Source organism: Streptomyces sp. S6, assembly GCF_054880855.1.
Genome location: NZ_JBTYMC010000047.1, coordinates 18,641 through 33,040, shown reverse-complemented (window position 1 = coordinate 33,040; position 14,400 = coordinate 18,641). Strand labels below are relative to the sequence as shown.

At 70.8% G+C, this 14,400-nt stretch carries 11 protein-coding genes; 7 read left to right on the top strand and 4 right to left on the bottom strand.

Annotated elements, in window-relative coordinates:
• Nucleotides 1-192: 192 nt before the first annotated feature.
• Complete coding sequence (locus tag ACVNF4_RS09585; RefSeq protein ID WP_461802277.1) at nucleotides 193-1,848, bottom strand: sensor histidine kinase; 1,656 nt, start codon at nucleotides 1,846-1,848, stop codon at nucleotides 193-195.
• Between the two features lie 123 nt (nucleotides 1,849-1,971).
• Here ACVNF4_RS09585 and ACVNF4_RS09580 point away from each other — a divergent pair, with 123 nt between their 5' ends.
• The 3 genes from ACVNF4_RS09580 (at nucleotide 1,972) to ACVNF4_RS09570 (ending at nucleotide 5,055) form a co-directional block, all read left to right on the top strand.
• On the top strand, nucleotides 1,972-3,405 hold the full coding sequence (locus ACVNF4_RS09580) for a cation:dicarboxylate symporter family transporter (RefSeq protein ID WP_461802276.1): 1,434 nt from the start codon (nucleotides 1,972-1,974) through the stop codon (nucleotides 3,403-3,405).
• 202 nt (nucleotides 3,406-3,607) lie between these two features.
• On the top strand, nucleotides 3,608-4,372 hold the full coding sequence (locus ACVNF4_RS09575; RefSeq protein WP_461802278.1) for a DUF2127 domain-containing protein: 765 nt from the start codon (nucleotides 3,608-3,610) through the stop codon (nucleotides 4,370-4,372).
• Nucleotides 4,373-4,479: 107 nt separating this feature from the next.
• Nucleotides 4,480-5,055: a dihydrofolate reductase family protein gene (locus ACVNF4_RS09570; protein ID WP_461802275.1), complete on the top strand. Its 576-nt coding sequence runs from the start codon at nucleotides 4,480-4,482 to the stop codon at nucleotides 5,053-5,055.
• A gap of 82 nt (nucleotides 5,056-5,137) precedes the next feature.
• Here the strand turns inward: ACVNF4_RS09570 and ACVNF4_RS09565 are convergent, their stop codons facing one another.
• Complete coding sequence (locus tag ACVNF4_RS09565; RefSeq protein ID WP_461802274.1) at nucleotides 5,138-5,641, bottom strand: hypothetical protein; 504 nt, start codon at nucleotides 5,639-5,641, stop codon at nucleotides 5,138-5,140.
• A 56-nt stretch (nucleotides 5,642-5,697) separates the two neighbouring features.
• Between ACVNF4_RS09565 and ACVNF4_RS09560 the strand changes: the two genes are divergently transcribed.
• From ACVNF4_RS09560 to ACVNF4_RS09545, 4 genes are all read left to right on the top strand, one after another.
• On the top strand, nucleotides 5,698-6,111 hold the full coding sequence (locus ACVNF4_RS09560) for a MerR family transcriptional regulator (protein WP_461802273.1): 414 nt from the start codon (nucleotides 5,698-5,700) through the stop codon (nucleotides 6,109-6,111).
• Nucleotides 6,105-6,437: a thioredoxin family protein gene (locus tag ACVNF4_RS09555; protein ID WP_461802272.1), complete on the top strand. Its 333-nt coding sequence runs from the start codon at nucleotides 6,105-6,107 to the stop codon at nucleotides 6,435-6,437. Before ACVNF4_RS09560 ends, ACVNF4_RS09555 begins: the two co-directional genes overlap by 7 nt.
• Nucleotides 6,438-6,609: 172 nt before the next feature.
• Complete coding sequence (locus tag ACVNF4_RS09550; protein WP_461802271.1) at nucleotides 6,610-8,853, top strand: HelD family protein; 2,244 nt, start codon at nucleotides 6,610-6,612, stop codon at nucleotides 8,851-8,853.
• 55 nt (nucleotides 8,854-8,908) lie between these two features.
• Entirely contained in the window at nucleotides 8,909-10,294 is a 1,386-nt protein-coding gene (locus ACVNF4_RS09545) for a cytochrome P450 family protein (protein ID WP_461802270.1), read from the top strand.
• 56 nt (nucleotides 10,295-10,350) lie between these two features.
• On the opposite strand, the gene glgB is transcribed toward ACVNF4_RS09545, so the two are convergent.
• Nucleotides 10,351-12,930, bottom strand: coding sequence for a 1,4-alpha-glucan branching enzyme (gene glgB, locus ACVNF4_RS09540; RefSeq protein WP_461802269.1), 2,580 nt, complete (start codon nucleotides 12,928-12,930; stop codon nucleotides 10,351-10,353).
• A complete protein-coding gene (locus ACVNF4_RS09535; RefSeq protein WP_461802268.1) occupies nucleotides 12,927-14,399 on the bottom strand; it encodes a maltokinase N-terminal cap-like domain-containing protein in 1,473 nt (490 codons plus the stop codon). Before ACVNF4_RS09535 ends, glgB begins: the two co-directional genes overlap by 4 nt.
• Between the last annotated feature and the right edge of the window lies 1 nt (nucleotide 14,400).

Genomic DNA, 14,400 nt, shown 5'->3' with positions numbered 1-14,400 from the left:
CCGCCCCGGCACTCGAATCCGCACCCCCGCGCGAGCCCGAGCCCGCGCCCGCGCCTGTCTGGGAACCGGCGCCGACGCCCATGCCCGAACCCGGCCCCACACCAGCCCCCGAGCTCGGCCCGGCACCAGCCCCTGAGCCCGTGCCCGCCGCGATACCGGCCACCGGCCCTGTTTCCGACCCCGCACCCATACTCACGCTCCCCCTCCAGAAACCGGCACGCCCGACAGCAACGGCAGCCGTGCCACGAACTCCGCGCCGCCCCCCTCGGCGGCGGACACCGACAGGGTTCCGTCGTGCCGGTGTACGGCCTGTCGTACCAGAGCGAGGCCGAGTCCGCGCCCCCCGGGGCCGGAGGGTTTCGTGGTGAAGCCGCGTTCGAAGACCTTCTCCGTGTCGCCGGGGGCGACGCCGGTGCCGGTGTCGGCGACCGAGAACACCAGCTCGGTCTCCGTTGTGTAAGCGGTTACGGAGACGCGCGCGCCGACGCTGCCCTGAGCGGCGTCCACCGCGTTGTCGATGAGGTTGCCGAGGATCGTCACGAGGTCGCGGGCGGGGAGGGCGGGCGGGAGGACACCGTCGTCCAGGCGGCTCGACGAGGACACCTCCAGTTCCACGCCACGTTCGTTCGCCTGGGCCGTTTTTCCCAACAGGAGGGCCGCCAGCACCGGTTCGCTCACCGCCGCCACCACCTGGTCGGTCAGCGCCTGGGCCAACTCCAGTTCGGCGGTGGCGAATTCGACGGCTTCGTCGGCCCTGCCGAGCTCGATCAGCGACACCACGGTGTGGAGCCGGTTCGCCGCCTCGTGGGCCTGCGAGCGCAGCGCCTGCGTGAAGCCGCGCTCGGAGTTCAACTCGCCCATGACGGACTGGAGTTCGGTGACGTCCCGGAGCGTGACGACCGTCCCGCGCCGCTCGCCGCCGGAGACGGGGGAGGTGTTGACGACGAGGACCCGGTCGGCTGTCAGGTGCACCTCGTCCACGCGCGGCTCGGAGGAGAGGAGCGCGCCGGTCAGAGGGGCGGGCAGCCCGAGTTCGGCGACGGAGTCCCCGACGGTGCCGGAGGGGCCGACGCCGAGCAGCTCCCGGGCGCCGTCGTTGATCAGCGCCACCCTGTACTGCCCGTCCAGCATGACCAGCCCCTCGCGCACGGCGTGCAGGGCGGCCTGGTGGTAGTCGTGCATCCTGCTGAGCTCGCCGGCGTTCATGCCGTGGGTGTGGCGGCGCAGGCGGGCGTTGATGACGTACGTACCGATGCCGCCGAGCGCGAGGGCTCCGCCGGCGACGCCGAAGAGGGCGGTGACCTGTTCCTGTACGCGCTTGCTGATCACCTCGATCTTGATCCCGGCACTCACCAGTCCGATGATCCGATCCCCACCTCCGGCTCCAGCGGCCTCCGCCGCATCGCTCGACCAGATCGGCGTCACCGCCCGCACCGACTCCCCCAGCGTCCCCGTGTACTTCTCCGTGAACGACTCCCCCTTCACCGCCCGCTCGATGTGCCCCAGGAACCGCTGCCCGATCTGCGCCTGATCGGGATGCGTCCACCGGATCCCCTTCGGGTTCATGATCGTGACGAAGTCGACCTCGGTGTCCTTCATGACCTTGAGCGCGTACGGCTGGAGCCGCGCCGACGGATCCCCCGTCCCGATCGCCTCCCGCACCGACGGCGAATCGGCCACCGACCGCGCGACGGCCATGGCCTGCCGGCGTGCCGCGTCCTCCGCCTGGCGTCCGTCGCTGAGGTAGCTGAACAGCGCGTACCCCGCCACGACCACCGCTATCAGCACCGCCTGCATGCCGAAGAGCTGACCGGCGAGGCTGCGGGGACGGGGGACACGGAGGCGCATATGGCCAGTCTGCCTTCCGTCCGTGGCGTGAACTAAATGAACGGAAGGGTGACCGCCCTCACAAGGCGGGAGATAGTCACCGCATTCCCCTTATCCCCCGGACGTGAGCCGCACGCCGGTGAGATGCCGACGACGACGTCAAGGAGGGCAGCCGTGGCCGCCAGCACCCCCGATACGGCACCTGCCGCTCCCGCTGCGAAGCGGGACCGCACCCACTATCTGTACATCGCCGTGATCGCCGCGGTGGCCCTCGGAATCGCGGTCGGCCTGATCGCCCCGGACTTCGCCGTCGAGCTCAAGCCGATCGGGACCGGCTTCGTCAACCTGATCAAGATGATGATCTCCCCGATCATCTTCTGCACGATCGTGCTCGGCATCGGCTCCGTCCGCAAGGCCGCCAAGGTCGGCGCAGTCGGCGGTATCGCGCTCGGCTACTTCGTCGTCATGTCGTTCGCCGCGCTGGCCATCGGCCTCGTCGTCGGCAACATCCTGGAGCCCGGCAGCGGTCTGCACATCACCGAGGCGGTCCGGCACACCGGTCAGGCGCAGGTGTCGGCCGAGGCCAAGGACACCACCGACTTCCTGCTCGGGATCATCCCCAAGACGATCGTCTCCGCGTTCACCGAGGGCGAGGTCCTCCAGACCCTGTTCGTCGCGCTGCTCTGCGGTTTCGCGCTCCAGGCGATGGGGAAGGCCGGCCAGCCGGTGCTGCGCGGTGTCGAGCACATCCAGCGCCTCGTCTTCCGCGTCCTCGGGATGATCATGTGGGCGGCTCCGGTCGGCGCGTTCGGCGCGATGGCCGCCGTCACCGGTTCGGCCGGTGTCGACGCGCTGAAGAGCCTCGCCGTCCTGATGATCGGCTTCTACATCACCTGCTTCCTCTTCGTGATCGTCGTCCTCGGCACGATCCTGAAGCTGGTCACGGGTCTCAACATCTTCTCGCTCTTCAAGTACCTGGGCCGGGAGTTCCTGCTGATCCTCTCCACCTCGTCCTCCGAGTCCGCGCTGCCGAGGCTCATCGCGAAGATGGAGCACCTGGGTGTCAGCAAGCCGGTCGTCGGCATCACCGTCCCGACCGGTTACTCCTTCAACCTCGACGGCACCATGATCTACATGACCATGGCGTCCCTGTTCATCGCCGACGCCATGGGCACGCCGATGTCCCTCGGCGAGCAGATCCCGCTGCTGCTCTTCCTGTTCGTCGCCTCCAAGGGCGCGGCGGGCGTCACCGGCGCCGGTCTCGCGACCCTCGCGGGCGGCCTCCAGTCCCACAAGCCGGCGCTGGTCGACGGCATGGGCCTGATCGTCGGCATCGACCGCTTCATGAGCGAGGCCCGCGCCCTCACGAACTTCGCGGGCAACGCCGTCGCCACGGTCCTGATCGGCACCTGGACCAAGGAGATCGACAAGGAGCGCGTCCAGCGGGTCCTCGCGGGCGAGTTCCCCTTCGACGAGAAGACCCTGCTCGACGAGCACGAGTCCGCCGTCGCGGATGACGACGACGAGGTGGCGGGCGAGCGGCGCGCGGACGGCGAGAAGGAACTCGCCAAGGCGTGAGCCCCGGTCTCTGAGACTCCGGGTGTCCGGCTCCGCCTGAACCGGGGCCGGACATCCGGCGAAGGAAACACGAGAACCCCGGACCACCTGTGGTCCGGGGTTCTCGCAGCGCGCCGCGCCGTTTCTCACGTCGAGTTCTCACCTTGGACCGCTACCGTGCCGCTCCGTGGTCAACGGAGCGGCACGTGTGGAGGCGCGGGGGATGAAGATCGACTGGGATCGGCGGACGTGTGCGCGCAAGGGGCATGTCACCTACGCGCCCGACGAGAGCCGGTTCGCCGAGCGGCTGCACGCCGCGACCGCCCTCGGGGACGCCTGGCGGTGCCTGCGGTGCGGGGACTTCGCACTGGGCGAGCCGCACGGGTCAGGACCGGCGTCCGGGGCGCCGCTCGTGCCGCGCGGGAAGGTGCTGCGGGACCTGTTCGTCCTGCGGTTCCTCGCGGTGGAGCGGGCCGTGCGCGGGGTGTTCATCGTGCTCGTCGCCGTCGCCGTGTGGAAGTTCAGCAACAGCCAGGACGCGGTGCGCAGGCTGTTCGACGAGTACCTCGACGTCTTCCGCCCCGTCTTCCGCCACTTCCACTACGACCTCGACCACTCCCCGGTCGTCGGCTCCGTCCAGAAAGCGTTCGGCTACCGCCACAACACGCTTCTCCTCGTCGCCGCCCTCCTCCTCGCCTACGCGCTGATCGAGCTCGTCGAGGCCGTCGGCCTCTGGTACGCCAAGCGCTGGGCCGAGTATCTGACGGTCGTCGCCACCGCCGCGTTCCTCCCTCTGGAGATCTACGAACTCACCGAGCGGGTCAGCTGGCTGAAGATCGCGACCCTTGTTCTGAACCTTCTCGCCGTTCTGTACATCGCCGTCACCAAGCGGTTGTTCGGGCTGCGGGGTGGGAGGCGGGCGTTCGAGGAGGAGCGGCAGAGTGCTTCGTTGATGGAGGTGGAGGAGTCGGCGGGGGTGGTGGCGTGAGGTGGCCTCCCAGGGGATTCGGTGTCACCGATGAGTTCGACCCGCGCGCCGAGTCGTACACAGCACACCGTTGATCCGGAAGCACCGACAGAGGGAGGGCGTTCCCCATGGCACAAGTGATCTGCGACATGTCCGTCTCGCTCGACGGATACGTCACCGGCCCGAACGACAGCCGGGAGAACCCGTTCGGTGACGGTGCCTGGATGTTGCACGAGTGGATGTCCGACCAGGCGACCGATGAGGACCGGGCGATCCTGGAGCGGATGGTCGAAGGTGGGGGTGCGGTGGTGATGGGCCGTACGTCGTTCGAGAAGAACGAGGGAGAGGGCGGCTGGGGCGAGGGCGGTCCGATGGGTGATGTTCCGTGTTTCGTGGTCACTCACCAGGCGCCGACCAGGCCGTACCCGCCGGTGTTCACCTTCGTCACCGACGGGGTGGCCGGCGCGATCGAGCAGGCGAAGAAGGCGGCGGGCGACAAGGTCGTCGGACTGCATGGCGCCACCGTCATGCAGCAGGCCCTCCCGCTCGGCCTGGTCGACGAGATCCGTGTGCATGTGATCCCGGTCCTGGTCGGCGGCGGCACGCCGTTGTTCGGCCTGCTCGACTCCGCGATCACCCTCGAACGCACCCAGGTGACAGTGACCCCGGCGGCGACCCACCTCTCCTACCGCGTCGTCCGCTGACCGCGAGGGACGAGGGCGCGGCTGAAGGAGATACGACGCGGACCTCGCCGCCTTCCGCCCACCCTCCACCCGGGACGCCCCCTCAGAGCTGCGGAAACGGCGGCACCTCGGCCATCGCCCGCAGCAGCCGGTGAGCCGGTTCCGCCTCCTCCGGCCGCAGGGACGAGGCGAGCCGCTCGACGGCCGGGCGGCCCGCGCGGACCGCCGCCCTCGCGGCCGGCTCCCAGCCGGGCTGTTCCTGGTAGCCCGTGCGGTGGCCGCCGGCCCGCCCGGCCGAGGCGGCGGCATGCCACTGTGCGGCGCGGCAGATGTTCTCCAGGAGGCCCAACAGCTCGGCCTTGCACGGGACTTGTGGCGCCTCGGCCAGTTGGAGGAGGAACGGGACCGCCGGGGCCGTCGCTTCGCCGACCACGAAGCCCAACGTGCAGACGGCGTCGCCGAGTTCGTCGACGGCGAGGAGGGCGGTGGGCTCGTCCGCGTAGGCGATCCGGGAGAGCAGGGTGGGGATGCCGGCGGCCGGTGCCTCCTGTGCGTCGCGCAGTTCGCTCCAGTGGACCCGGGACAGACCCTTCAGGACACCGCCCATGCGCCGCCTCCGGCTCTCTTGCCTTGACCCCGACGTCAACCCTTACCTTCGCAGACATGCGAATCGGCGAACTGGCTGCCCGCGTCGGCACCACGACACGGGCGCTGCGGTACTACGAGGCGCGGGGGCTGCTGCCCGCGCGGCGGGACGTGCAGGGGCACCGGGCGTACGACGAGGGTGACGTGCGGCTGCTGGAGCAGATCCGGACGTTGCGGGACTTCGGGTTCGAGCTGGAGGAGACGCGGCCGTTCGTGGAGTGCCTGCGGGCGGGGCACCCGGAGGGGGACGCGTGTCCGGCGTCGCTGGCGGTGTACCGGCGCAAGCTCGCGGAGCTGGACACGCTGATCGGGGAACTCGCGGCGGTCAGGGAGAAAGTGGCGGGGCAGCTCGACCGGGCGGAGCGGGCGAAGGACGCCCTCGCGGCGGAAATCACGGAACCGGAATGTGAAATGGGAGGCGGAACATGGTGAACGACGTGACGGACGGGAATTTCCGGGACGAGGTCCTGGGGTCGGACCTGCCGGTGCTGGTGGAGTTCACGGCCGACTGGTGTCCGCCGTGCCGGCAGATGAAACCGGTGCTGGAGGCGCTGGTCGAGGAGGTCGGTGACCGGCTCAAGATCGTCCAACTCGACGTGGACCACAATCCGTTGACGACGAACGCGTACAAGGTGCTTTCCATGCCCACGTTCATGGTTTTCCGCAACGGTGAACCGGTGAAAGCCATGGTGGGGGCGCGGCCGAAGCGGCGGCTGCTGGAGGAGCTGGCGGAGGTGATGGCGCCCGGGAGCGCGTGAACGCGGCGCCTTGATCCGGAAAAACCCCCGAGCGAGATTGCGCTCGGGGGTTTTCGCGGCGTATATTCAATGATTCGTGACTTCCCTCACGGAAATCACAGAAGAAGCGCAGCGAGCACAGTATATCCGGCCGGGAGTGGAATTGTCAAACACCGACTTTCAAGACGGTGAAATGCGCACGGAGCAGGAATTCGTCGACGGCCTGTACGCGCGCGTCGACGTCCTGCGCGGCGACACCGAGACCGCCGTCACCGCCGCCCTCGCCCAGGGCAACACCCCGATGCAGGCACGCCTGGAGCGGGACATCCTGGTCGCCGAGCGCTCGGGCCTGCTGGCCGCGCTGAACGCGGTCGACGGCTCGCTCTGCTTCGGCCGGATCGACCTCGCGAAGGGCGACGTCCACCACATCGGCCGGATCGGGCTGCGCCTGGACGACGCCGAGCGTACCCCCGTCCTCGTCGACTGGCGCGCGGACGTCGCCCGCCCCTTCTACCTCGCCACCGGCCACACCCCGATGGGCCTGCGCCGACGCCGTCACATCACGACCGACGGCCGTACGGTGACGGCGCTGCACGACGAGATCCTCGACCTCGGCGACCACGAGCGCACCGGCCACGAGGACCCGACCGGTGACGCCGTCCTCCTCGCCGCCCTGGACGCCGCCCGCACCGGCCGCATGCACGACATCGTGCAGACCATCCAGGCCGAACAGGACGAGATCATCCGCGCCCCGCACAAGGGCGTCCTGGTCGTCGAGGGCGGCCCCGGCACCGGCAAGACCGCCGTCGCCCTGCACCGCGCCGCGTATCTCCTGTACGAGCACCGGGAGTTGCTCGCCAAACGGGCCGTCCTCATCGTCGGCCCGAACCCCGCCTTCCTCGGCTACATCGGCGAGGTGCTGCCCGCGCTCGGCGAGACCGGCGTGCTCCTCGCGACGGTCGGCGAGCTGTACCCGGGCGTGAAGGCGACGGCGACGGACACCCCCGAGGCGGCTGCCGTGAAGGGGAGCGCCGCCATGGCCGACGTCCTCGCCGCCGTCGTCCGCGACCGGCAGGCGCTGCCCGATCCGGTGATCACTGTGCAGCACGACCGTGAAGTCCTCATGCTGGACGACGGGTTGGTGAAGGTCGCGCGCGAACGGACCCGCGCCGCACGGCTCCAGCACAACGCGGCCCGCGAACACTTCGAGGGGCACATCCTCAACACGCTGACCGAGCTGTACGCCGAGCGCGTCGGCACCGATCCGTACGACGGGTCCAGCCTCCTCGACGCGAGCGACATCACGCAGATCCGCGACGAACTCGCCGAGAACCCCGAAGTCTGGTCCGCCATCGACCAGTTGTGGCCGCTGCTCACCCCGCGCCGGGTCCTGGCCGACTTCCTCGCGGAGCCGGACGCGTACGTCGTCGACGAGGACGCCGCCGCGATCCGCCGCCGGGTCACCCGGGCGTGGACCGTCGCGGACGTGCCCCTGCTCGACGAACTCGCCGAACTCCTCGGCGTGGACGAACGCCGGGCACGGGAGCGGGCCGAGCGCGAGCGCGACGAGCAAGTGGCCTACGCGCAGGGCGTACTGGACGTCTCCTACGCGTCGCGGACCTACGAGTTCGAGGACAAGGACGAGGAGGACAGCGAGGTCCTCTCCGCGCACGACATCATCGACGCCGAGCGGTTCGCCGAGCGGCAGGAGGAGGAGGACTTCCGCAGCGCGGCCGAGCGGGCGGCGGCCGACCGGACCTGGGCGTTCGGGCACATCATCGTCGACGAGGCGCAGGAACTCTCCCCGATGGCCTGGCGGTTGCTCATGCGGCGCAGCCCCACCCGGTCGATGACCCTGGTCGGCGACCCCGCGCAGACCGCCGAGGCGGCAGGCGTCGGCTCCTGGCAGGGCATCCTCGGCCCCTACGTCGAGGACCGCTGGGAACACGCCCGCCTCGGCGTCAACTACCGCACGCCCGCCGAGATCATGGACGTCGCCGCAGCCGTCGTCCGCGCCGAGCGGTCCGGCTTCGAACCGCCGAAGTCCGTACGGTCCACGGGAGTCGAGCCCTGGTCCGAGCTGACCGACGACCTGCCGGCCGCCGTGGCCAAGGCAGTTGCCGAACTCACCCCGGCGGAGGGCCGGTTGGCGGTCGTCGCGCCGCGCGCCCTGCACCGGTCGATCGCCGCGCGGCTCGACGGGGTGAGCGCGGGGGAGGAACCCGACCTGACGCGGACCGTCGTCCTGCTCGACCCCCGGCAGTCCAAGGGGCTCGAATTCGACTCCGTGCTCGTCGTCGAACCCGGCGAATACGGTACGAGCGACCTGTACGTGGCGCTCACCCGGGCCACGCAGCGCCTCGGCGTGGTCCATACCAAGCCGTTGCCGCAGGCACTTGCGCTGACGCTGGCGCCGCGTGGGATCACACCGGCGTAACAGTTCACGTGAGCGTCACTGCGTGTGCATGGCCGGTGCGGTAAGCGTGGGCACTATGAACAACCCCGCGCACCCCACCCCGCCGGCCGACGACCCCGCCCTCGGCTCCCTCCCCGCCGAGCCGCTGCTGACCTCCGAGTTCGACGCCGACCCCGGCGCCGTCTACGCCCGGCTGCGCGGCACGCACGGCTCCGTCGCGCCCGTCTGCCTGATGGGCGTGCCGGTGTGGCTCGTCCTGGACTACCGGGACGTCCTGGAGGTGTTGCGCAACGAGAGTCAGTGGCGGCGCGACGTACGGTACTGGCGGGCCCGCGCGCAGGGCGAACTGCCGCACGACTGGCCCCTGTTGGCCGGGTACGAGGTCCGCCAGACCATGTTCATGGACGGCGAGGAGCACCAGAACGCCCGCACCGTCCTGCACTCCGCCCTCGGCCCCTTCCAGAACGCCCGCAGCCCCGAGGGCTGGGAGCTGCGCTCGGCGGTCGCCAAGTACGCCGACGAACTGGTGTCGTTGCTCGCCGCCGAGTCCGGCCGGACCGGGCACGCGGACCTCGGCGCGCAGTACACCCGGCCGCTGCTCCTCATGGTCACCACGAAGCTGCTCGGCTGCCCCGTCGACCTCGGCGACGAACTCGTCATGGACCTCTGGCGGATGCTCGACGGCGGCCCCGACGCCGGGATCGCCACCGCCCGCGCGCTCGGCGCCTTCACCCGGCTCGCCGCGCACCGCCGGGCCCGGCCGGGGGACGACCTGACCTCCTATCTCCTGCTCACCAAACCGGAGTTCAGCGACGAGCAGCTCGGGCGGGAGCTGTTCATGCACGCCGTCTACCTGAACGACATCACCGGGAACATGGTCCTCAACACCCTCCTCGAAGTGCTGCGCGGCAACGCGACCGTCCGACGCAGCCTGTCCGCCGGGCAGTTGGGGGAGACCGTGAACCGGGCGGCCCTCGCGAATCCGCCGGTCGCCAACATGTGCTTCCGGTTCGCGGCGCGGGACGTCCGGCTCGGCAACTACCTGATCCGGGCCGGGGACGTCGTCTGCCCCTCGGCCGCCGCCGCCCACCAGGACCTCCTCGCCATCGGCGCCTCCCACATGGTCGGCTCCACCGTCTCCACCCGGGCCCACCTCGGCTGGGGCGCCGGGCCCCACCAGTGCCCCACCGCCGCACGGGAGCTCGGCACCCTGCTGGTGACGACGGCCGTGGGCAAGCTCTTCGACCACTTCTCCCAGCTCGAACTCGCCCTTCCTCAGGACCAGTTGCCGTGGAGATCCGGGGCGGTCGTCAGAGGGCTTCGGGTGCTGCCCGTGCGGTACGAACTGGCGCCGGGGGTGGTGCTCCGGCGCACCGAACCGGCCCGGGAGGCAGGGGTCGAGGGGAGGGGGATGCTGGCGGCGTTGCGGAGGATGATGTTCGGGGCCAAGAAGGGGGGTTGAGCCCCCGGACCCCTGAACCCCTGAACCCCCGAACCCCCGGATTCCCGGGGCCCGGGTCAGGCGGGGCGCAGCCAGATGGTGGCCAGCGGGGGCAGGGTCAGGGTGAGGGAGGCCGGGCGGCCGTGCCACGGGGCCGACTCCGGCTTGAGGGGGTCGGGGGTGGTGAGGCCGGTGCCGCCGTAGGGGGTCGCGTCGGTGTTGAGGAGTTCGCGCCAGGCCAGGGGCGAGGCGGGGACGCCTACGCGGTAGTCGTGGCGGACCGTGGGGGAGAGGTGGCTGATCGCGAGGAGAGGGGTGCCGTCGGCGGACTTGCGGAGGAAGGCGAAGACGTTGTCGTCGGCGGCGTCACCGGTGAGCCACTCGAAGCCGTCGGGGGTGGTGTCGCGCTGCCAGAGGGCGGGGTGGGCGCGGTAGGCCGAGTTCAAGGTGCGGACCAGATCGCGGATGCCCCGGTGGTCGGCCTCCGCGCCGTACGCCGGGTCCAGGAGCCACCAGTCGGGGCCGTGGGCCTCCGACCACTCCGCGCCCTGGGCGAACTCCTGGCCCATGAAAAGGAGTTGCTTGCCGGGGTGGGCCCACATGAAGGCGAGGTAGGCGCGGAGGTTGGCGCGCTGCTGCCACCAGTCGCCCGGCATCTTGGAGACCAACGAGCGTTTGCCGTGCACGACTTCGTCATGGGAGATCGGCAACACGTAGTTCTCGCTGTACGCGTAGACCATCGAGAACGTCATCTCGCCGTGGTGGTAGGCGCGGTGGACCGGATCATGGGCCATGTAACCCAGCGAGTCGTGCATCCAGCCCATGTTCCACTTCAGGCCGAAACCGAGACCCCCCGAGTCCGTCGCCCGCGTCACGCCGTCCCACGCCGTGGACTCCTCGGCGATCGTCACGACCCCCGGACAGCGCCGGTACACCGTCGCGTTCATCTCCTGGAGGAACGCCACCGCGTCCAGGTTCTCCCGGCCGCCGTACGCGTTCGGCGACCACTGGCCCGCCTCCCGCGAGTAGTCGAGGTACAGCATCGAGGCGACCGCGTCCACGCGCAGCCCGTCGATGTGGAACTCCTCGCACCAGTAAACGGCGTTCGCCACCAGGAAGTTGCGCACCTCCCGGCGCCCGTAGTCGAACTCCAGCGTTCCCCAGTCGGGATGCGCGGCCCGCCGCGGGTCCTCGTGCTCGTACAGCGGACGCCCGTCGAACTCGGCCAACGCCCAGTCGTCGCGCGGGAAATGGGCCGGCACCCAGTCCATGAGGACGCCGATCCCGGCCCGGTGCAGGGCGTCCACCAGGTACCGGAAGTCGTCCGGGGAGCCGAGGCGGGCCGTCGGCGCGTAGAAGCCGGTGACCTGGTAGCCCCAGGAGCCGCCGAAAGGGTGCTCGGCGACGGGGAGGAACTCGACGTGCGTGAAGCCGAGGTCCTGCACGTACGCGGGGAGCTGATCGGCCAGTTGACGGTACGTCAAGCCTGGGCGCCAGGAGGCGAGATGGATCTCGTACACCGAGAACGGGGCCTCGTGGACGAGGGTGTCGGTGCGGTGCGCCAGCCAGTCCGCGTCGCCCCACGCGTAGTGGGAGGCCGTGACGATCGACGCGGTCTCCGGCGGGGTCTGGGTGCGGCGGGCCATCGGGTCGGCGCGCAGGGTCGTCGAGCCGTCGGGGCGGGTAATCTCGAACTTGTACAACTCGCCCTCCCCGATGCCGGGGACGAAGAGTTCCCAGACGCCGGTGGAGCCCAGGGAGCGCATCGGGAAGCCGGTGCCGTCCCAGAAGTTGAAGGTACCGGCGATGCGGACACCCCGCGCGTTCGGCGCCCAGACCGCGAAACGGGTGCCGGTGACTCCGTCATGGGTCGTCGGGTGCGCGCCGAGCGCCGTCCAGAGCCGTTCGTGACGGCCCTCGCCGATCAGGTGCAGGTCCAGTTCGCCGAGGGTGGGGAGGAAGCGGTAGGCGTCGTGGGTGTCGTGCGTGGTGCCGTCGTACTCGATGGAGAGGCGGTACGGGGTGGGCGCGCTTGGCAGCAACGCCGAGAAGAAACCGTTTCCGTCGTCTTTCAAGGGGTGGCGGATGCCGTCCGCCGTGACGGCGGTGACCGCGCGGGCGTAGGGGCGGAAAGCGCGGATCGCGGTCTCGCCGGTGGGGGTGGGGTGGGCGCCCAGGACGGAGTGGGGTGCGTGGTGGGTGCCGGTGAGGAGACGGTCCTGGTCGGGGCGGGGGACGGAGGGGTCGAACGGGGCGGTGGGGGGCTGGGGTTGGGGGCGCCGGGAGGGAACGGGGGTGTGGGGGGCGGACTTTGCGAGGGTGCTGAGCGCGGTCTGCTCGGCGAGAACTTCCTCCGCGAGAGCCGCCTCGCCGGCGGGCTGCTCGGGTGCCTTCTGCGTGGCGGCCTGTCCGACGGAGGTCTCCTCGGCGGTGGCTTGCTCGGACGCCCTTTGTTCGGTGGCCTGTTCGGGGGGCGTCGTCTTGGCCTCAGCCTTCTTGGCAGCGGCCCCCTTCGCAGCCTCCTCCACCGCAGCCTTCTTCGTCGCCGCTTTCCCAGGCACCCCCTTCTCCGGCGCCCTCCTCTTCGGCACGGCCTTCTTGGCAGCCGCCTTCTTCGCGGCCGGCTTCTTCTTCGGGTTCGGTGCACCGGGCGTCACGGGCGGGGCCTCCTGGGGGTGGAAGGGGGTTCGTGGGCGGCGAGTCGGCGGATCGCGGCGAGGGGGACGGGGAGCCAGTCGGGGCGGTGCCGGGCCTCGTACACCACCTCGTAGATCGCCTTGTCGGTCTCGTACGCCCGCAGCAGTACCGGATCGGTGCGCGGGTCGACGCCGGTGACCTGCGCGTACCCCGAGCAGTAGGCCGCCCGGCAGGCGGTCGCCCACTGCGGGGCCGGCGGGTCGGCGGTGTGCGCGGCGTAGTCGAAGGACCGCAGCATCCCGGCGACGTCCCGCAACGCAGGCTGCGGCATGCGCCGTTCGGCCAGCGGACGCGCGGGCTCCCCCTCGAAGTCGATCAGCAGCCAGTGTCCGCCGGGCGTCCGCAGGCACTGCCCGAGATGCAGGTCCCCGTGGATCCGCTGGGCCACCCACGTGTGCCCCTCCCCGGCCAGCTCCCCGAGCGCCCCGAACGCCGTCCGCAACCCCTCCTCGTACGGCCGCAGCGACGGCACCGCCGCCACCGCAGCCTCCAGCCGCCCCGTCATCCCCTCGACCAGCGGCCCCAGTTGGGACTGCCCGAGCGTCACCGTCGGCAACGCCCGCGCCAACGCCTGATGCACCTCGGCGGTCGCCCGCCCGAGCGCCCGCGCGTCCTCCGTGAACCGTATGGGAGGGGGACGACGGTGAGGGTGCGCGTCGCTGCCGCCGAACCCGGCGTTCAGCTCACCGCCGTCGTCCCCCCACCCCCCGAACTCCCCAGTCTCCCCAGGTTCCTTGCCCACCCCCTGCAACGCGAGCTCCCACCCGTCCACCGCGTCCGGCACATACTCCTGGGCGACCGCGAGAATCCACCGCTCCCCGGAGAGGTCCGCCTCGCTCCACCCGACGGGAGCCGGTACCCGGGAGCAGTGTTCGCGGGTCAGGGCGAGGGGGAGTTCGAGGTCGGGGTTGACGCCGGGGACGACTCGGCGCAGGAGCTTGAGGATGAGTGAATCTCCGTAGATCACCGAGGAGTTGGACTGCTCGGCGGTGACCAGGCGGGGGGTGAGGGAGGGGCGGATGTCGGTGCCGGGGGTGCGGGTGAAGCGCAGGGCGCCCACGCGGGCGTCGGAGCGGATCGCTTCGAGGAGGATCTCGGCGGGCCAGGGGTCGTGGAGGGCGTCGTAGTAGGTGCGGCCGGCGAACTCGCCGATGCGGGCGGGCGCGAGGTGCGGTGGGAGTGTTTCGCGTGCGGCGATGAGGAGTTGGTAGCAGTCCCCGGGGCCGGTGCCCTGTTCGGCGCGGGCCAGGACGTGGTGGAGGGAGAGGCGTCCGCCGCAGGGCAGGAGTTCCGTCACGGCGACCGGGGTGAAACCGGTCACCGGCAGTCCCTTTCCCGCGAACCACCGCTGCCGGGGCAGCCATTCGCGCAGCAGGGGGGCCAGCGACGTGAGCAGGTCGGGGCCGGGACGCAGAGCCGTGTCCACCATG

What these genes read in the sequence shown, in the direction of transcription:
- ACVNF4_RS09560 (WP_461802273.1), top strand. Translation starts at nt 5,698, where the DNA reads ATGCGAATCGGCGAACTGGCTGCCCGCGTCGGCACCACGACACGGGCG.
- ACVNF4_RS09580 (WP_461802276.1), top strand. Translation starts at nt 1,972, where the DNA reads ATGCCGACGACGACGTCAAGGAGGGCAGCCGTGGCCGCCAGCACCCCC.
- ACVNF4_RS09545 (WP_461802270.1), top strand. Translation starts at nt 8,909, where the DNA reads ATGAACAACCCCGCGCACCCCACCCCGCCGGCCGACGACCCCGCCCTC.
- ACVNF4_RS09535 (WP_461802268.1), bottom strand. Translation starts at nt 14,399, where the DNA reads ATGGTGGACACGGCTCTGCGTCCCGGCCCCGACCTGCTCACGTCGCTG.
- ACVNF4_RS09565 (WP_461802274.1), bottom strand. Translation starts at nt 5,641, where the DNA reads ATGGGCGGTGTCCTGAAGGGTCTGTCCCGGGTCCACTGGAGCGAACTG.
- ACVNF4_RS09550 (WP_461802271.1), top strand. Translation starts at nt 6,610, where the DNA reads ATGCGCACGGAGCAGGAATTCGTCGACGGCCTGTACGCGCGCGTCGAC.
- ACVNF4_RS09585 (WP_461802277.1), bottom strand. Translation starts at nt 1,848, where the DNA reads ATGCGCCTCCGTGTCCCCCGTCCCCGCAGCCTCGCCGGTCAGCTCTTC.
- ACVNF4_RS09555 (WP_461802272.1), top strand. Translation starts at nt 6,105, where the DNA reads ATGGTGAACGACGTGACGGACGGGAATTTCCGGGACGAGGTCCTGGGG.
- ACVNF4_RS09570 (WP_461802275.1), top strand. Translation starts at nt 4,480, where the DNA reads ATGGCACAAGTGATCTGCGACATGTCCGTCTCGCTCGACGGATACGTC.
- ACVNF4_RS09575 (WP_461802278.1), top strand. Translation starts at nt 3,608, where the DNA reads ATGAAGATCGACTGGGATCGGCGGACGTGTGCGCGCAAGGGGCATGTC.